Here is a 16,875-nt window from a genome sequence, read left to right on the forward strand (position 1 = left end):
GATTGTATGAGGCGATCCCGAAACGGGACAACGCCTGCGTAAAGGTTAAGCGCCCGTTAGGTTAAACGAGCACCTCGCGCGCAGGCCCTTGACCGAGGAATTGCGCCGGTGATGCGGTGGCGCCATAGGCCCCGGCACAGAATATGGCGACCAGATCGCCGACTTCGGCACGGGGAAGAAAACCCTTGTCCGTAAGCCTGTCCAAGGGGGTGCAAAGGCACCCGACGATGCTCGCGACCTCTTCCGGAGGTGCTTCAAACCGGTTCGCAATGGCCGCCGGATAGTTGCGGCGAATCACTGTCCCGAAATTGCCTGATGCAGCGAGCTGGTGGTGGAGCCCGCCATCGGTGACGAGGTAGGTTTCGCCATGGCTGACCTTCTTGTCGACCACACGGCATAGGTAGACCCCGGCAAGACCAACCAGATAGCGGCCAAGTTCGATGCACAGATGCGCGTCCGCCAGCGTGTCGGGCAGATCAGCGAAGCGCTCTTCCAACGCAGCACCGATCGCTTCGATATCCAGCGGCTCGTCACCCGGAAAATAGGGTATACCAAACCCGCCACCCATATTCAGCTTGGGCAGGGGCTGCCCGATCTCGCGGGCGATCGTGTCGGCCAGAGCCAGCACATTGCCCTGGGTTTCAATAATCGCTTCTGCCGAAAGCGCCTGGCTTCCGGTGTAAATATGCAGGCCGCGCCACTCGGCACCGGCCGCGATGATCTCCGTCGCCAGCGCAGGCACACGCTCGGCATCGACACCAAACGGCTTGGCGCCGCCGCCCATCTTCATGCCCGATCCCTTCATATCGAAATCAGGGTTTACGCGAATGGCCAGCCGCGGTGTCACGGCCAGGCGAGCGGCAATGTCGAGCGCTCGGCGTGCTTCGCCTTCGGATTCGAGATTGAGCGTAACGCCCGCGGCGATTGCAGCCTCAAGCTCCGCGTCGCGCTTGCCCGGCCCGGCGAAGCTGACCCGAGCCGGATCGATGCCAACCTCCTTCAGGATGGCAAGCTCGCCTGCCGAGGCAATGTCATATCCGTCCACCAGGTCTGCCATGAAGTGCAGGACATCGGCATGCGGATTGGCCTTGATCGCGTAATTGATGTGCAGCCGATCCGGCATGGCAGCGCGCAGCCGGTCCATCGTGTCGTGCAGCACCTGCCGCGAATAGACGAACAATGGCGTCTCACCGGCTTGCTGCGCCAGCAGAGAGGCTTTCTGCCCTCCGATGGCCAACTCGCCATCGATAGCCTCGTAGCCCTCTGGTATCGGCCCAAGCGGCTTTCCTGGCAGTTTCTCTTTCTTCATCGCGGCGGATTTCATGCCCCAATCTCCTGCGCAATCGCCGTTCGATCAAGCTTTCCATTGGGATTGACCGGCAAACTCTCGCGCCAGTGGATTTGCTGCGGCAGCATGAAATTGGGCAATTCCTTGGCCAGAGCCTTTGGCAGAGCCCCCTGCGGATCAAGTGCATCATAAGACGCCCGCACAACCAGATGGACTGCGTGGCCAAGCCGTTCGTCTGCGACCCCCAAAGCAACAGCCTCTGCCACCAGCCCTGTTGCGATGGCAGCATCCTCGATTTCCTGCGGGCTGATCCGATTGCCTGCGCTCTTGATCATCGCGTCTCTTCGACCGACGAAATAGAGCAGGCCATCCTCACCGCGCTTCACCCGATCACCTGACCAGACAGCCATGCCGCCATAGTGCGACGACGGTGGCGCAGGCTTGAAACGCACTGCGGTGCGTTCGGGGTCGTTCCAATATCCCTGCGCCACCAAGGGCCCGCAATGCACCAATTCGCCCTCTTCATCTGCCGCCGCGATATCGCCTGCATCATTGATGACGAGAATTTCAGCAAAGGGGATCGCCGTGCCCATCGAAGTGGGGTGGGCGTCGACCAGTTCGGGATCAAGATAGGTCGACCGGAAAGCCTCGGTCAGCCCGTACATGGGAAATAGCGCCGCATCAGGGAATATCCCGCGCAGATCGTGCACCAGATCAACTGTCAGCGCTCCGCCGGAATTGGTCATACGCCGCATTGGTGCCACTGCCTCGTGCGACCACTCAATTTCAGTCAGTTGCACCCATAGCGGCGGAACCGCTGCCAGCGTCGTGACGCCATGTTTGGCGCATGCCTTCACCACGTCACGCGGCATCAGATAATCGAGCGGCGCAACGCTCCCGCCTGCATACCAGGTGGAAAGCAGTTGGTTCTGGCCATAATCGAAGGACAGCGGGAGCACCGCCAAAGTGACATCGTCTGCTGCCATGCGAAGATAATGCGCCACACTGACCGCACCGAGCCACATATTCGCATGGCTCAGCATCACGCCCTTGGGCCGTCCTGTCGACCCACTGGTGTAGAGGATCGCGGCCAGATCATCGGGATCGGCCGAAGATGGTCCCAGAATCCCTGCATGCGTGTCCACCGCCGCCCACACAGCTGCCTCGTCTTTCGCGACGCAACCGGTCGGCAGATCCCCACCATCGAGCGACTTCAGGCGCGCTGCAGTGCCCAGAAGCATCCGGGCACCGCAATCGGCGAGGATATGAGCGGCCTGAGCGCGTTTCAGCAGCGGGTTGATCGGCACATGCACCAGCCCGGCGCGCGCGCAGGCCAGCGGCAGGATGCAGGTCAATTCGCCCTTGGCTGCCCAGCTGGCAATCCGTGCGCCACCCTGCGGAACCTGCGATTGCAACCAGGACGCCATCGTGGCGACACGGCTTCTTAAGTCATCGAAGCTAAGAGTGTCTGTGCGCAAGACCAGCGCCGGCGCCCCGCCCTTGCCGCATTCGGCAAGGTGGTCGAGCGGCTTCGGCATTGGATCAGGCGCATTGGACATTGATGTTCTTCGATATTTCCGTGAGGGTTCTTTGACTGCAATTGCTGCCAGCTATCACGACAGGGTTAATGTCTTGCAAGGGACGATGCCACAAGATGCATCTCCTTTCGACAGGCCCGAATGGTATGCCCTGCTCGCGCAGCGCAAGATGCCGCTGGTCGCGATGGCGAGTGATGGCCAGAACACAGCCGCCCTCGCCCTGACCCGCGCAAAGGGGCGGATCGAACCGCTCAATCACTGGTACAGCTTCACCTGGCGGCAGCTGGCACCGGTGGGTGAGGATGGTGACAGACTGCTGGGCGCAATCGCGCACGGCTTGCGTGCGCAAACACATCGCGTCACTCTCTCGCCTGTACCTGACGAGGATGGGTCCGCATCCCGACTGGAGCGTGCTTTCCGCGATGCAGGGTGGATCGTTCACCGCGAACAATGCGATTTCAATCACGTCCTGCCGGTAAACGACCGCAGCTTTGCAGAATACTGGGCCAGTCGCCCGGGCCGCATGCGCACCACGCTCAAGCGCAAGGCGAAAAAGGTCGAGGTCGAATTGCTGACCCGCTTCGATGAAACCGCATGGGGTGCCTACGAAGAGATTTACGCCCAGAGCTGGAAGCCTGCCGAGGAGACGCCGGAAATCTTGCGCAAATTCGCGCGCGAGGAAGGCGATGCAGGTAGGATCCGTCTGGCCATTGCACGTCACGAAGGTCGGCCGATCGCCGCCCAATTCTGGACCGTCGAGAATGGCGTCGCCTATATTCACAAGCTCGCGCACCTGGAAGAGACCCGCAATCTGTCGGCGGGTACCACGTTGAGCGCGGCCCTGTTCGAACACGTGATCGACATCGACAATGTCGGTTTGGTCGATTTCGGCACCGGCAATGACAGCTACAAGGCCGACTGGATGGAGAAGGTTCGCCCCCGCTTTCTGATCGATTGCCTCGACCCGCGACAGCCCCGGTCATGGGCACCATTGGCCAAGCGATTCCTTACGCGGCTTGCGCAGCGCCCCTCCGAAAGCTAGGGACGCCCGCACTTTTGGGGGCAAACAGGACTGAGCATGACAGCTGATCCCGTTCACGACGGTAGCGACGCCTTGGGGCCGAGCCGGGCCAAGATCGATAGCGCTTTGCGTTCGGTCCTGTGCGACGTGCTGGGCCTGGAAGCCGATGATGTCGCCGGCTTCGATGCCGATACCGGCCTGTTTGGGCACCTGCCCGAGCTTGACTCCATGGCTGTGGCGGGATTGCTGACCGAGCTGGAAGACCGGCTCGATATCCTGATCGAGGATGACGACGTCGACGGGGAAATGCTGGAGACCTATGGTGGCCTGCTGGCCTTTGCCGAAGCCAAAGTCATCGAAGGCTGATAGTCCCGATGTTCGCCGAGTGGCCCTGCCCGTTGCCCGGCGGCAAAACCTCCACCGAAATGGCCCGTGTATTCGCGGAAGACCGGCGGCACCGCCTGCTGGTGATTCCTCCGCTGTTCGATGAGCACAACAAGTTACGACATCAGCTGGTCGAAGTGATGCGGCGCCTGCACCTGTCGGGAATCGACAGTGTTTTGCCCGATCTGCCCGGTTGGAACGAAAGTGTGCAGCCCCTCGACCAGCAGCACCTCGAAGGCTGGCGTGATGGCATCAAAGCGGCGGTCACAACATTCAAGCCTACGCGTTTCCTGGCTGTAAGGGGCGGAACGCTGCTGGTGCCGGTCGGACTGCCCGGATGGGACTATGCACCCGTCGGCGGGAAACAGATTTTGCGCGGCATGATCCGCGCACGCACCATCGCTGCCAAAGAGGCAGGACAGGACGAGACCAGCGACGCGCTGCTTGAATTGGGACGCCAAAAAGGATTGGACCTCGTTGGCTGGCCACTGGGCGCCGAGATGATCCGTCAGCTTGAAGCTGCAACAGCAGCCGAAAGCCCGATCCGTGTGAAGATCGATCAGGCGACTGTTGGCGGCAAACCCTTGTGGCTTCGCGCCGAGCCCGATGACGATCCGGAACAAGCTGACGCGATTGCTGCGATCATTGCTATCGCATTGGACGATGTGGAGGCTGGCGCATGAGCCGTCTCCACCTGACCTTCAATTGCAAGGGTGACACCCTCGCCGCCACGCTCGACACGGCCCCATCCTCAACCGGATTGCTGTTGGTCAGCGGCGGCAACGAGCTGCGGTCCGGCGCATTTGCCGGACAGGCCATGCTGGCACGGCAGATCGCCAAGGCCGGGTTCCCGGTGTTTCGCTTTGACCGTCGTGGCGTGGGCGACAGCGAAGGCGAAAATCGCGGTTTCGAACGATCCCGGTCCGACATCCTTGCTGCTATCGAGGCTTTCCGCGCGATCGCGCCGCAGGTGACCAAGATTGTTGCGTTCGGAAATTGTGACGCGGCCAGTGCCCTGATGCTGGCCAAAGGGGCCGGATGTGATGCGCTTGTCCTTTCAAACCCCTGGACGATCGAGGATGGGGCGGATGATACCCCGCCCCCGGCAGCGGTACGATCGCGCTATCTCGAAAAACTGAAGAACCCGAAGGAAGTGTGGCGCCTGCTGTCCGGCGGGGTTGATTTACGCAAACTGTTCGGCGGCTTGCAACAGGCCTCCAAGGCGAAACCGGAACCCAGCGGCCTCGCAGAGCGTATGCAGGCGGGGATCGCCGACTATGAGGGCACCGTCCAGTTCGTGCTCGCGAGCGAAGACCGCACTGCCCAAGTGTTCGACAGCGTCTGGCCCAAGGAAGATGCGAGAGTGAACCGGTGTGACGGGGCCACCCATGCTTATGTCGAACCCGATGCCAGTGCATGGCTCGAAAAACGCATTCTCTCGGTGTTGAGGGGGCTATGTCCGGGTAAAAAGGCTGGCTAGCTCGACATGGGTCGACCAGCGGAACTGGCCCACCGGGCGAACTTCGTCGAGCAGAAACCCGGCCTCTACCAGCGTCTTGGCATCCTTTGCCCAACTGGCCGGATTGCAACTGATATAGACGACGCGAGGGATCGAACTCTGGGCAATTTGGAGAATCTGGTCGCGCGCGCCCGCCCGCGGCGGATCCAGCAACACCGCCCCGAATTTTGACAGATCTTCCGCCGTTAGAGGATTGCGGAACAGGTCGCGATGCTGCGGGAAGACGGGCTTGCCCGATCGACGCGCCGCGCTCTGACACGCCAGATGGGCATCGCGTGACGCCTCGGCAGCCAGCACCTTCGAAGGTCCTGCCAGGCTCAGTGCAAAGGTGCCCAGGCCCGAAAACAGGTCCGCCACCGGCGTGATGCCGGCCAGCCACTCCTTCGCGGCACCAACCAATGCGCGCTCGCCGTCTTCCGTCGCTTGCAGAAACGCGCCTGCCGGAAAGGCGACCGGAACACCACCCAAGGTCATCGTGGCAGGCTCCGGCTCCCAAACTGTTTCAGGCCCCAAGCCGTCGTCTAGTGAAAGCCGCGCAAGATCATTGTCGCGAGCAAAATCCAACAGCGCCTCGGTTTGGCTCAGCCCCACTGCACGGATGCCCTTGATCCCGCACGCAACACCCTGATCAATCAACGCCAGTTCGATATCAGCGGCCAAGCGGCCTTCCCACAATTGCAACAGCTCGCGCAGCGGCGCGACCAGGGAAAAGAGCTCTGGGCGCAGCACATGGCATTCCGACAGATCAACGAGCTTGTGCGAGCGCCCCTCGCGATAGCCGATCAGGACCTGTGCGCCCCGGCGCATGGCATGAAAGGTCGCGCGGCGGCGACTGCGTGGTGGCGAGAGGTGGGCCGGAGCGACCTTGGCGGCAACGATGCTCTGTCCTTCGGCGGCATAGGTCACGCGCTCGGAAACGAATTGCGCCAGCGCGACATCATCAGCATGTTGCAGCTGGCAGCCACCGCAATTCGCAAAATGCTTGCAAGGCGGGGATTGATGGCGCGGCCCGAATTGAAGCGTACCGTCTGCCGCCAACACGTCACCTGGAACTGCGCCAGCCACATGCTGCCCATCTGCGGTAACGCCATCGCCACGTGCGGCGATGCGGAGAATCTCTTGGGCCTGGTTCACAAATACGCGGCGTAGGCGCTTGAAACCGCGTCCGCCAGCGTGCTTGCCGAAAAGGCCACACCTGCTTGCCGGGCGGCCTCATGATGGACCCAAACGCCCTGTGCGGCGGCCTGTGCGGGTTCTTCACCAGTCGCCAGCCGACTGGCGATGATCCCTGCCAGGACATCACCGCTCCCGGCGACCGAGAGCCAGCTTGATCCGGCGGGGAAATACCCCACCCCCTCGGCATGGACGAGAATTGTGTCGGGTCCCTTCGCGAGCACGATCATTCCCGTGGCCCGATGCAACGCCTCAGCGCAATCACGCTTGCTGTCGGACTTGATCGCAAAGGCGGAAGACAGGGCCTGTAATTCACCTTCATGCGGGGTGATCACAATCCGGGTCGCATCGACACCTTCCAGCATTCCCGGCTCCAGCAGCATCAAGGCATCGGCATCGAGAACCTTGCCTCCCGGGCCCGCCAGAGCCTGCGCCAGCATCTCGCGCGCGTCCGGTCCCCGGCCCAGTCCCGGACCAACCAGCACGGCCTTGATTCTTCTATCGCCCAGCGCATCAGCGAGATCAGTCAGGTCGACTACCAGATCGGCAGGAGAACTCTCTAGCTTCCGCGATGCGAACAGCTTCACATAGCCCGCCCCGCCCCCCATTGCCGCCTTTGCTGCAAGCAAGGCAGCGCCGGGCATCTCACCACCGATGACAGCGAGCAGCCCGCGCCGATATTTGTGGGAATCCGGCGTTGGCACAGCGAGCACAGGTTGCGGCCATACGGCTTCGCCACTCGCTTGGTCTCCCACCCCGATATCAACCAGTTTCTTGCTGCCCATCTGGTTCGCGGCGGGCCCGGTCCAATGTGCACGCTTCCATGCGCCAAGGGAAATCGTGCAATCATAAGCAGCAAGGCCCGCTTGCCAGCTGCCGGTATCGGCATCGACGCCGCTTGGGACATCTATCGCCACGCTGTGCACGTGGCTGTCCAGCAATTGTGCAATCATGGCAACATGCTCTGGCGACAGGGGCCGCGTCAGGCCGCTGCCAAATAGGCAATCGACAAACACGTCGCCGCTCGCATCTGTGGCCTCTGGTGAAATCTCACCGCCAAACAGGTCTGCGGCCCGCTGCGCCGCCTCCGTCTTGGGCGGGATCGGCGCAATCACGCAGACTTCCCCGCCACGCTTGGCAATTTCGCAAGCGATGACGTAGCCGTCCCCGCCATTATTGCCCGGCCCGCACAGTATCGTGACAGGGCGCCCGCCGGATATGCGCCACACCCATTCGGCTGCTCCGCAACCGGCCCGCTGCATCAATTCATGGACCGAGATTCCGGCATCCATCAGGGCCTGCTCGGCAGCCTGCATTGTGGCGACGGACAGGACCTGGCTACTGGGCATCTTCGCCCGCATTGGCCGCAGCCGGGAAACGATAGCGGTCCACCCCCACGGTCACTTCCAGAACATCGCCATCCAGCCGGTTGACCGCCCCTTCTGCCCCGTCATGGGGGATCAGCCCGGTGCCATCTCCGGCAAGGTTGAACAGCCGGAATCCGCCGCGCGGGTGATTGACCCGGAACACGGTTTCTCCCTCGCGCTCAAATTTCTGCAAAGTGCAGGACTCGGTGAAATCGGTGCCCGGGCCTATCGCGCAGGACAGCATCTGGTCCCCCTGTGCGGCGGCCATTTCGTCGACGGGATCGCTCTGCGAACAGGCAGCAAGGCTGAACAAAAGGACTGCACTAAATATCCGCATAGACATGCTTTTCCGCTTTGGCTCCGGGGTGGGTCACCGCGCCTTGATAAGCCGGGCCGACATTCTGTGCAAAGCGCCAGAGCGCGCCTGCCTGATAATCGTTCTCGCGCGGTTGCCATGCCGTGCGCCGCCGTTCGAGGATGGCCGGCTCGACCTCCAGCTCGATCATGCCGGTTTCGGCATCGATGCTGATCATATCGCCGTCCTCGACCAGGGCGATGGGCCCGCCATCGGCAGCTTCCGGGCCGACATGGCCGATACAGAAGCCCCGGGTTGCGCCAGAGAAGCGGCCATCGGTAATCAGCGCGACCTTTTCACCCATGCCCTGCCCATACAGCGCAGCGGTAGTCGACAACATTTCCCGCATGCCCGGGCCACCCTTGGGCCCTTCGTAACGGATCACAATGACGCACCCTTCGGCGATATCGCGCCGTTCGACTGCCTCGAACGCTTCTTCCTCGCACTCGAACACCCGCGCCGGACCGGTGAATTGCAACCTGTCCATCCCTGCGACTTTCACGATCGCCCCTTCCGGCGCAAGCGAGCCCTTGAGGCCCACTACGCCGCCTGTGGGCGTAATCGGGGACTTCACATCGTAGAAGACCTTCTGGTCGGGATTCCAGGTAATCTCTTCGAGGTTTTCACCCAGAGCCTTGCCCGTTACGGTGATCGGCTCGGGATCGAGGAAGCCGCCATCAAGCAGCGTTTTCATCGCCATGTAGACCCCACCTGCCTCATGCATATCCTTGGCAACATACTGTCCACCAGGCTTGAGGTCTGCGATGTAAGGCGTTGATTTGAATATCTCGGCGACATCGAACAGGTGAAAATCGATGCCACATTCATTGGCCATCGCCGGCAGATGGAGCGCCGCGTTGGTCGAGCCTCCGGTGGCCGCCACCACGCGCGCTGCATTCTCGAAAGCAGCCTTTGTACAGATGTCGCGCGGGCGCAGGTTGCGCTCCAGCAAAGTCATCACCTGCCGACCGGCGGCGACGGCGATTTCCTCGCGCGAACGATAGGGCGCAGGGGCCATATTGCTGTTGGGTAGCGACAGGCCGATCGCCTCACCTACGCATGCCATGGTGTTGGCGGTGAACTGGCCGCCACAGGCACCGTGGCCGGGGCACGCGACCTTTTCGAGCGCCTGCAGCTCCTTCAGCGGGCAATTCCCGGCGGCATGTTGCCCCACAGCCTCGAACACATCGACCACGGTCACATCCTTGCCGTGATGGGTCCCGGGCAGGATCGAGCCGCCATAGACGAAGATCGAAGGTACATTCAGGCGCAGCATAGCCATCATCATACCCGGCAAGCTCTTGTCACAACCGGCAAAGCCGACCAGCGCATCATAGCAATGCCCGCGTACCGACAGCTCGACAGAATCGGCGATCACTTCGCGGCTGGCGAGCGAGCTTTTCATGCCCTGGTGGCCCATCGCGATGCCATCGGTTACGGTGATGGTATTGAACCGGCGCGGCATGCCGCCGCCTTCCTCCACTCCGGTGCGGCAGATATCGGCCTGCGCATCCAGCGTGGTATTGCACGGCGCGCTGTCATTCCCCGCGCTTGCCACTGCAACAAAAGGCCGCGCGATTTCTTCGGAAGATAGCCCCATGGCATAATAGTAAGACCGGTGCGGCGCACGCTCCGGTCCGACCGAGACATGGCGGCTCGGCAGCCTGGATTTGTCGAATGTGTTGGTCACGCGAATTTTCTCCCGTCACCCCGGCGAACGCTGGGGTCTCGTCCCACACGGTCCGGCATTGCGGATCGAAATCCCAGCTTTCGCTGGGATGACCGATGTTTTCAAGCGCAAGCAGGCTTTAGCAGGCCCTAGCCCGCCTTCTGCCGGGTCAAACGCCGCGCAGCGCCAGGGCTGTGCGATTGGCGACATCTGCCACCAATGCAGCCCAGCGAGCCTGCTCTGCCTCGGACACGATCAGATCCTGCCGGATCTCGATGGTAAGATAGGGGCGCCCATGCGCCTCTGCGTGCCGATCCATCGTCGCGTTGAGCTGTTTGCCTGAATAGGGTTCGTTGTCGCCAACCGTCAGCCCTTCTTCACCGAACAGGCGGATGGCATGGCGCGCGGCGCTATCGTCCTGGTTGTAGAGCAATGCCACTTCCCACGGGCGCTCCTCGTCGCTCGAACGCAAGCTGGGGGTGAAGCTGTGCAGCGCGACGATCAATTCCGGCTGCGCGGCATCGAGCCACCGGGCCATCTCCGTGTGGTATGGGCGATGGAACCGGTCGAGGCGCTTTTCCAGATCGGCGCCGATATTGCCCGGGATCAAGTGCCCGTCACTGCTGATCGGCATCACACCTTCCTGGTCCTCATGACGATGCAAATCGCACACCAGCCGGCTGGCAGTGGCGATATGGGCCGGGATGCCATGCCGGCGGGCCAGCCGGTCTGCGATCCCTCCGGTGCCGATATCTACCGCGATATGCGTTTCCAGCAATTCCGCAGCGATGCCGAGCGGCACGTCGTCCGGCACAAAGTTCGAGGCATGGTCCGCCACACACACGATCCGGCCCGGAACGGGCTCGCCAACCTGGCGATAGGGCAGATCGTCCATCATCGTAAGCATCCTTGCATCTGCCACCAGCCGGGCTTCGAAAAAGCCAGCTTTTCTGCGGCCTCGCGCATGACGTCATGACGTTCATACAGCGCATAACAGGTGGCACCTGAACCAGACATACGGGCAAGAAGCGGATTGGTTTCGCGAAGCGCGGCCAACACATCCGAAATCGGCGGACACAGCGATATCGCCGGTTGCTCCAGGTCATTGCGGCCCTGCATCGCAATCTCGCGGACGCTACCCTCAGGCATTGCACCTCGATCCTCGCCATCCCACGCCGCAAAGACTGGGCCGGTCGCCAGAGGGATGCGCGGATTGACCAGCAGCACGGCCATTCCTTCAAGATCATTGGTGATCGGCAGCAACTGCGTGCCGGTTCCCCTGCCGATGCAAGCAACACTTTCCACACAGGCGGGTACATCGGCGCCAAGCCTGGCGGCGCGCTCCTGCCAATCCTCGGGCAGGCCATCCAATGCGCGCACAATCCTGAACACTGCCCCGGCATCGGCCGAGCCACCCCCCAGCCCCGCAGCTACGGGCAGGTTCTTCTCAAGCGCAATCGCCAAGCCACCTGCACGCGGCAGAGCATTCAGGGTCTTGGCAATGATATTATCAAATGGATCAGTCAGTTGCTGTCCAAACTCGCCAAAAGTTCGAACTTCGTCCTGTGCGGCCTTTCGGGCAGACAACACATCGCCGCCATCAATAAAGGCGAACAGCGTTTCGAGCTCGTGATAGCCATCCTCGCGCCGCTTGCGGACATGCAGCGCGAGGTTGATCTTGGCATAAGCGGTTTCGGTAATGGACACGCTTTAGCGGCGCAGGTCACATATTCGGATAGTTCGGTCCGCCGCCACCCTCTGGTGTGACCCAGTTGATGTTCTGGTTCGGGTCCTTGATGTCGCAGGTCTTGCAGTGGACGCAGTTTTGCGAGTTGATCACGAAGTTCATCTCGCCGCTATCCTCGTCAGCCACCCATTCGTAGACGCCGGCCGGGCAATAGCGGGTCGAAGGGCCGCCATACACCAACAGCTCGCTTTCTTTCTGCAGCTCCGGATTCTTGACCTGCAGGTGGACCGGCTGGTCCTCTGCATGGTTGGTATAGCTGAAGGCAACCGATGTCAGCCGGTCAAAGCTGATTTCATTGTCCGGTTTGGGATAGTTGATCGGCGGGAACAGATCGGCCCGGCCGGTATAGGTATAGTCCGGGCTGTGCTTCATCGCGAGCGGCAGGCCGATCTTCAGCGTGCGCATCCACATGTCGGCACCTGCCAGCACTGTACCCAGATCGCCACCAAATTTGGCCACCAGTGGCTGCGCATTCTGGACTTTCTTGAGCTCGGTCGCGATCCAGCTCTCCCGCAAATTCGCTTCGTAATCAGCGAGTTCGGTGTGCTCCTTGTCAGCCGCCAGAGCTTCTGCAGCGGCCTCTGCGGCCAGCATGCCGCTTTTCATCGCGGTGTGGCTGCCCTTGATCCGGGGCACGTTGACGAAGCCCGCTGCACAGCCAATCAGTGCGCCGCCCGGGAAGGCGAGCTTGGGCACAGACTGCCAGCCGCCTTCATTGATCGCCCGCGCGCCATAGGCCACACGCTTCCCACCCTCGAGATATTCCCTGATCGCCGGATGTGTCTTCCAGCGCTGGAATTCCTGGAACGGCGAGACGTAGGGGTTCTTGTAATCGAGCGCGGTCACGAAACCGAGCGCAACCTGGCCATTGGCCTGGTGATAGAGGAAGCCCCCGCCCCAGCTGTCGCTTTCGGAAAGCGGCCAGCCCTGCGTGTGGATCACACGGCCCGGCACATGCTTGTCGGGATCGATATCCCACAATTCCTTGATACCCAGGCCATAGACCTGCGGCTGGCAATTGGCCTCAAGGTCGAATTTCGCCTTCATTTCCTTGGTCAGGCTGCCGCGAGCACCCTCGGCGAAGAAGGTATATTTCGCCTCGATTTCCATGCCGGGCTGAAAATCGCCCTTCTCGCTGCCATCGGCGGCAATGCCCATATCCTGGGTGATGACGCCTTTGACCGCGCCATTGTCGTCAAACATTACTTCCGAAGCGGGGAAGCCGGGGAATACCATCACGCCCAAGCCTTCGGCCTGTTCGGCCAGCCAGCGGGTCAGATTGCCGAGCGAACCGGTGTAGCACCCGTCATTGCTCATAAAGGGAGGCATCATGATATGCGGCATGCCGAACTTGCCGTTCTTTGACAGCATCCAGTGCCAATTGTCGGTCACTGGCGTTTCTGCCATCGCGCAATCCATGTCGCGCCATTCGGGCAGCAGCTCGTCCAGAGATTTCGGATCGACGACCGCGCCGGACAGAATATGCGCCCCGATCTCGGAGCCTTTCTCCAAGACGACGACTTCGATCTCTTCGTTGATCTGCTTGAGACGGATCGCCGCTGCAAGGCCGGCCACGCCGCCCCCGACGATCACAACGTCACATGGCATGGATTCGCGTTCGCTCATGTCCTGTTGGACCTTTCGTTCAAACCGGTGAAACTTCGCAGAAAGCCTTGATTGCTGGGGGCGTTGAGGTCAAGACCTGCCCACGCCCATGGACACACTCGCTACCCCTGTTTCAAAGAGCGATATCGCTGCTGCGTATGACTGGTGGAAGCTGGCCGGCGTGGATCTGGAGCTGCGGGATGAGGCCACAGGCTGGCTTGATCAAGAGACCAAGCACGCTGCAGCAGACGCTACGGAAAGCGAGCCGAAAGCGGTGGTGCGCAAGCGCAAGCCGGTGGAGCCGCGCCGGGCCGCTGTTGCCTCTGCCGGAATTGCCCCGGTCGGCAGCGAGAAAGCAGAATGGCCAGGCGATCTCGCCGCATTCCGGCAATGGTGGGTCGAAGACGAAAAATTTGCATCCTCCGGTGCGTTTCCCCGAATTGCCCCGCGCGGCCCGGCGCAAGCGGAGCTGCTGGTTCTCGTTCCGCAACCCGAGGAAGGCGATAGCGATACGCTGCTGTCGGGTAAGCAGGGCGCGCTTATCAGCGGGTTCCTGAGAGCAGCTGATCTGGATGAGGAGAGCGTCTATTTCGCCTCCGTCCTGCCGCGTCATACGCTTCAGCCTGATTGGGAGGAAGTTGGCCGTGTAGGATACGGCGCGTTATGCGCGCATCACATCGCGTTGGCGGCGCCGAAACGGATAATTTCCTTCGGCCGACTCGTCGCGCCGCTTTTGCCGCACGAATCAGCGCAAGCCTCTGCAAATTTACCTAGTTTTAACCATGAAGGTCTCAGCATTCCGCTGCTGCCAGCGCGCGATGTAGCGAATTTGCTGCGTCGTCCCGGATTCCGGGCCCGGTTCTGGCAAGAGTGGCTCGAATTTACGGATGGCTAGAATGGTCAAAGCGCGCACCCTGAAAACAATGTTGGCGGTATCCCTGATGGCAGGCGGTGTCCTGGCGAGCCCTGTGCCGGTGCAGGCAAAGACCGCTGCCGAATATTTCCGCGCCCGGGCCGAGAACAACAATGTCCCCGAATTGCTCAGCAATGCGGAAAAGGCCTATTACGCAGACCTGTTCCGCGCGATCGACCAGCAGAAATGGAGCGACGTCAACGCCCTGATCGCAGAGCGGGATGATGGTCCGCTGCACCAGGTCGCCCTGGCCGAGTACTATCTTCACGCCAACAGCCCGCGGGTGGAACTGCCCCAGATCCAGAGCTGGCTGGCCAAGGGCAGTCGCCTGCCGATGGCCGAGAAGATGTCCAATCTGGGCCTCAAGCGTGGCTTGATGTCGGCGCCGTATTTGCCGCGTGAACAAAGCTTTACGCGCCAACCCTACATCACCAAGCGAATCCGGCCGCGTAGCATTGACGATGGCTCGATGCCCGCTTCTGTGCGCCGCGCGATCCTCGACCGGATCAAGAATGACGATCCCGACGGTGCCCGCCAGCTTCTCGACGGTATCGATTCCTCGCTTAGTGGCTCGGCCAAGGCAGAATGGCGCCAGCGCGTTGCGTGGAGCTATTACATCGAGAATGATGACCCTGCCGCTCTGGCCATGGCCAAGACGGTTTCGCAAGGAGCCGGCCCCTGGATCGCCGAGGGTGAGTGGGTTGCCGGCCTCGCCGCATGGCGGCTCAACGATTGCGATGAAGCGGCCGACAGCTTCCGCCGGGCCGCTGCCTATTCGATGAACCCGGAACTGGGCGCCGCCGCCCATTATTGGGCCTCGCGCGCGCTGATCCGGTGCCGTGAACCCGAAAAGGCGGCCGAGCAATTGCGCGGCGCGGCGCTGATGGACGAAACGCTTTACGGCATGCTGGCCCGCGAGCAGCTGGGTCAGCAATTGCCGGATGCCGGGGAAACACCGGATCTTTCGCCGGCCGACTGGCAACGCCTGCGCGGCAATGACAATGTCCGCGCGGCTGTTGCCTTGTCCGAACTGGGCCGGGACGATCTTGCCGACGATATCCTGCGTCATGAGGCCCGGATCGGTGATCCGGAGCAATATGATGCCTTGTCCCGCCTCGCCCGCGAACTGGGTCTGCCTGGCACCCAGCTGTGGATGGCGCGCAATACGCCGCGCGGCGGCACACCCGAACCGGCGCTGCGCTTTCCTGCCCCGAAGTGGCAGCCGATCGATGGCTGGCAAGTCGATCCGGCGCTGGCCTATGCGCACACACTCCAGGAGTCGAACTTCCGTGCCAAAGTCGTCAGCCCTGCCGGTGCGCGCGGCCTGATGCAGATTATGCCTGCTGCGGCCCGTGATCATGCAGCCAAGCTCGGCGTGCGCGGCACTGCGAGCGACTTGTCCAAGCCGGAAGTCAATCTCGCTTTCGGTCAGAAGCACTTGCAAATGCTGCGTGACAGTGGCGCGACGCAGGGCCTGCTGCCCAAAATCATGGCCGCCTATAATGCCGGCCTGACCCCAATTACGCGCTGGAACGGTGAAATCCGCGACCAGGGCGACGCGCTGCTCTATATGGAAAGTATTCCCTATTGGGAGACACGTGGCTACGTCGCGATCGTGATGCGCAATTACTGGATGTACGAACGGCAGGCCGATGCCACGTCGTCGAGCAGGATTGCCCTCGCCGAGGGCAAATGGCCGACCTTCCCCGAAGTCTCCGGCTCGGGCGGTGTCCGCATCGCCGCGCGCGACTGATGGGGATTGACGAGAGCCTCGCATTCAAGCCGATCCGGATGGCTTTGCTCACGGTATCGGACACGCGCACTCTCGCCGATGATACGTCCGGCGACATTCTGGCGGAGCGGATCGAAAGCAAGGGCCACGAACTGGTCAGCCGGGAAATCAGCAAAGACAGCATCGAGGAAATCGCCGCCCATCTCCACCGCTGGATCGACGATCCGGAGATTGACGCAATTGTCACGACAGGAGGCACCGGCTTGACCGGGCGCGATGTGACGCCCGAGGCGCTGGACAAGATCAAGAGCAAGGACATCCCTGGTTTCGGCGAATTGTTCCGCTGGCTCAGCTACGACAAGATCGGCACCAGCACCCTCCAGTCACGCGCCTGCGGTGTGGTCGCACGCGGCACCTACATCTTCGCACTGCCGGGTTCGAATGGGGCGGTAAAGGATGGCTGGGACGGCATTCTGCACTACCAGCTCGACAGCCGTCACAAGCCCTGCAACTTCGTAGAGCTCATGCCGCGCCTAAGGGAACGCTGAGCCACTTCCATTTGTT

General features: G+C 61.8%; 16 protein-coding genes. 7 read left to right on the forward strand and 9 right to left on the reverse strand.

Features of this window, described 5'->3' with window-relative positions; translation table 11 throughout:
- Window positions 1-61 precede the first annotated feature (61 nt).
- Complete coding sequence (locus ABD653_RS03250; protein ID WP_160779835.1) at window positions 62-1,324, reverse strand: pyridoxal-dependent decarboxylase, exosortase A system-associated; 1,263 nt, start codon at window positions 1,322-1,324, stop codon at window positions 62-64.
- Window positions 1,321-2,847: an acyl-CoA ligase (AMP-forming), exosortase A system-associated gene (locus ABD653_RS03255; protein ID WP_160779836.1), complete on the reverse strand. Its 1,527-nt coding sequence runs from the start codon at window positions 2,845-2,847 to the stop codon at window positions 1,321-1,323. The genes ABD653_RS03250 and ABD653_RS03255 overlap by 4 nt, the downstream gene beginning before the upstream one ends.
- A 31-nt stretch (window positions 2,848-2,878) precedes the next feature.
- Between ABD653_RS03255 and ABD653_RS03260 the strand changes: the two genes are divergently transcribed.
- Genes ABD653_RS03260 through ABD653_RS03275 form a run of 4 tightly spaced genes read left to right on the forward strand, consistent with a single transcriptional unit; the run spans window position 2,879 to window position 5,711 of the window.
- On the forward strand, window positions 2,879-3,868 hold the full coding sequence (locus ABD653_RS03260; RefSeq protein WP_234032198.1) for a GNAT family N-acetyltransferase: 990 nt from the start codon (window positions 2,879-2,881) through the stop codon (window positions 3,866-3,868).
- A 36-nt stretch (window positions 3,869-3,904) separates the two neighbouring features.
- Complete coding sequence (locus ABD653_RS03265) at window positions 3,905-4,213, forward strand: acyl carrier protein (protein WP_160779837.1); 309 nt, start codon at window positions 3,905-3,907, stop codon at window positions 4,211-4,213.
- 8 nt (window positions 4,214-4,221) lie between these two features.
- Entirely contained in the window at window positions 4,222-4,914 is a 693-nt protein-coding gene (locus ABD653_RS03270; protein ID WP_160779838.1) for a hypothetical protein, read from the forward strand.
- Window positions 4,911-5,711 carry a hydrolase 1, exosortase A system-associated gene (locus tag ABD653_RS03275; RefSeq protein ID WP_160779839.1) on the forward strand — a complete coding sequence of 267 codons (801 nt, stop codon included), beginning with the start codon at window positions 4,911-4,913 and terminating at the stop codon, window positions 5,709-5,711. The genes ABD653_RS03270 and ABD653_RS03275 overlap by 4 nt, the downstream gene beginning before the upstream one ends.
- On the opposite strand, the gene ABD653_RS03280 is transcribed toward ABD653_RS03275, so the two are convergent.
- From ABD653_RS03280 to ABD653_RS03310, 7 genes are all read right to left on the reverse strand, one after another.
- Window positions 5,685-6,884, reverse strand: a complete 1,200-nt coding sequence (locus tag ABD653_RS03280) for a class I SAM-dependent RNA methyltransferase (protein ID WP_160779840.1) — start codon at window positions 6,882-6,884, stop codon at window positions 5,685-5,687. The two genes, ABD653_RS03275 and ABD653_RS03280, sit on opposite strands and share 27 nt — an antisense overlap.
- Window positions 6,881-8,272, reverse strand: a complete 1,392-nt coding sequence (locus ABD653_RS03285; protein ID WP_160779841.1) for an NAD(P)H-hydrate epimerase — start codon at window positions 8,270-8,272, stop codon at window positions 6,881-6,883. The genes ABD653_RS03280 and ABD653_RS03285 overlap by 4 nt, the downstream gene beginning before the upstream one ends.
- Complete coding sequence (locus ABD653_RS03290) at window positions 8,262-8,558, reverse strand: hypothetical protein (RefSeq protein ID WP_344705268.1); 297 nt, start codon at window positions 8,556-8,558, stop codon at window positions 8,262-8,264. The genes ABD653_RS03285 and ABD653_RS03290 overlap by 11 nt, the downstream gene beginning before the upstream one ends.
- Window positions 8,559-8,613: 55 nt before the next feature.
- Window positions 8,614-10,335, reverse strand: a complete 1,722-nt coding sequence (ilvD, locus tag ABD653_RS03295) for a dihydroxy-acid dehydratase (RefSeq protein WP_160779843.1) — start codon at window positions 10,333-10,335, stop codon at window positions 8,614-8,616.
- A gap of 148 nt (window positions 10,336-10,483) precedes the next feature.
- On the reverse strand, window positions 10,484-11,212 hold the full coding sequence (locus ABD653_RS03300) for an N-formylglutamate amidohydrolase (RefSeq protein ID WP_160779844.1): 729 nt from the start codon (window positions 11,210-11,212) through the stop codon (window positions 10,484-10,486).
- On the reverse strand, window positions 11,209-12,021 hold the full coding sequence (locus ABD653_RS03305; RefSeq protein WP_160779845.1) for a 4-(cytidine 5'-diphospho)-2-C-methyl-D-erythritol kinase: 813 nt from the start codon (window positions 12,019-12,021) through the stop codon (window positions 11,209-11,211). Before ABD653_RS03305 ends, ABD653_RS03300 begins: the two co-directional genes overlap by 4 nt.
- A gap of 16 nt (window positions 12,022-12,037) precedes the next feature.
- Window positions 12,038-13,687 carry an electron transfer flavoprotein-ubiquinone oxidoreductase gene (locus tag ABD653_RS03310; protein WP_160779846.1) on the reverse strand — a complete coding sequence of 550 codons (1,650 nt, stop codon included), beginning with the start codon at window positions 13,685-13,687 and terminating at the stop codon, window positions 12,038-12,040.
- An 88-nt stretch (window positions 13,688-13,775) separates the two neighbouring features.
- Between ABD653_RS03310 and ABD653_RS03315 the strand changes: the two genes are divergently transcribed.
- Genes ABD653_RS03315 through moaB form a run of 3 tightly spaced genes read left to right on the forward strand, consistent with a single transcriptional unit; the run spans window position 13,776 to window position 16,859 of the window.
- Window positions 13,776-14,561 (forward strand): uracil-DNA glycosylase family protein, encoded by a 786-nt coding sequence (locus tag ABD653_RS03315; RefSeq protein WP_160779847.1) that lies wholly within the window; start codon window positions 13,776-13,778, stop codon window positions 14,559-14,561.
- 28 nt (window positions 14,562-14,589) lie between these two features.
- Window positions 14,590-16,332, forward strand: coding sequence for a transglycosylase SLT domain-containing protein (locus tag ABD653_RS03320; protein WP_344705269.1), 1,743 nt, complete (start codon window positions 14,590-14,592; stop codon window positions 16,330-16,332).
- Entirely contained in the window at window positions 16,332-16,859 is a 528-nt protein-coding gene (gene moaB, locus ABD653_RS03325) for a molybdenum cofactor biosynthesis protein B (RefSeq protein ID WP_160779849.1), read from the forward strand. Before ABD653_RS03320 ends, moaB begins: the two co-directional genes overlap by 1 nt.
- The last annotated feature ends 16 nt before the right edge of the window (window positions 16,860-16,875 follow it).

Origin of the sequence: Parerythrobacter jejuensis (assembly GCF_039536765.1) — a bacterium.
Classification (GTDB): domain Bacteria; phylum Pseudomonadota; class Alphaproteobacteria; order Sphingomonadales; family Sphingomonadaceae; genus Parerythrobacter; species Parerythrobacter jejuensis.

What these genes read in the sequence shown, in the direction of transcription:
- ABD653_RS03285 (WP_160779841.1), bottom strand. Translation starts at nt 8,272, where the DNA reads ATGCCCAGTAGCCAGGTCCTGTCCGTCGCCACAATGCAGGCTGCCGAG.
- ABD653_RS03300 (WP_160779844.1), bottom strand. Translation starts at nt 11,212, where the DNA reads ATGATGGACGATCTGCCCTATCGCCAGGTTGGCGAGCCCGTTCCGGGC.
- ABD653_RS03315 (WP_160779847.1), top strand. Translation starts at nt 13,776, where the DNA reads ATGGACACACTCGCTACCCCTGTTTCAAAGAGCGATATCGCTGCTGCG.
- moaB (WP_160779849.1), top strand. Translation starts at nt 16,332, where the DNA reads ATGGGGATTGACGAGAGCCTCGCATTCAAGCCGATCCGGATGGCTTTG.
- ABD653_RS03320 (WP_344705269.1), top strand. Translation starts at nt 14,590, where the DNA reads ATGTTGGCGGTATCCCTGATGGCAGGCGGTGTCCTGGCGAGCCCTGTG.
- ABD653_RS03270 (WP_160779838.1), top strand. Translation starts at nt 4,222, where the DNA reads ATGTTCGCCGAGTGGCCCTGCCCGTTGCCCGGCGGCAAAACCTCCACC.
- ABD653_RS03250 (WP_160779835.1), bottom strand. Translation starts at nt 1,324, where the DNA reads ATGAAATCCGCCGCGATGAAGAAAGAGAAACTGCCAGGAAAGCCGCTT.
- ABD653_RS03290 (WP_344705268.1), bottom strand. Translation starts at nt 8,558, where the DNA reads ATGGCCGCCGCACAGGGGGACCAGATGCTGTCCTGCGCGATAGGCCCG.
- ABD653_RS03265 (WP_160779837.1), top strand. Translation starts at nt 3,905, where the DNA reads ATGACAGCTGATCCCGTTCACGACGGTAGCGACGCCTTGGGGCCGAGC.
- ABD653_RS03255 (WP_160779836.1), bottom strand. Translation starts at nt 2,847, where the DNA reads ATGTCCAATGCGCCTGATCCAATGCCGAAGCCGCTCGACCACCTTGCC.
- ABD653_RS03310 (WP_160779846.1), bottom strand. Translation starts at nt 13,687, where the DNA reads ATGAGCGAACGCGAATCCATGCCATGTGACGTTGTGATCGTCGGGGGC.
- ABD653_RS03275 (WP_160779839.1), top strand. Translation starts at nt 4,911, where the DNA reads ATGAGCCGTCTCCACCTGACCTTCAATTGCAAGGGTGACACCCTCGCC.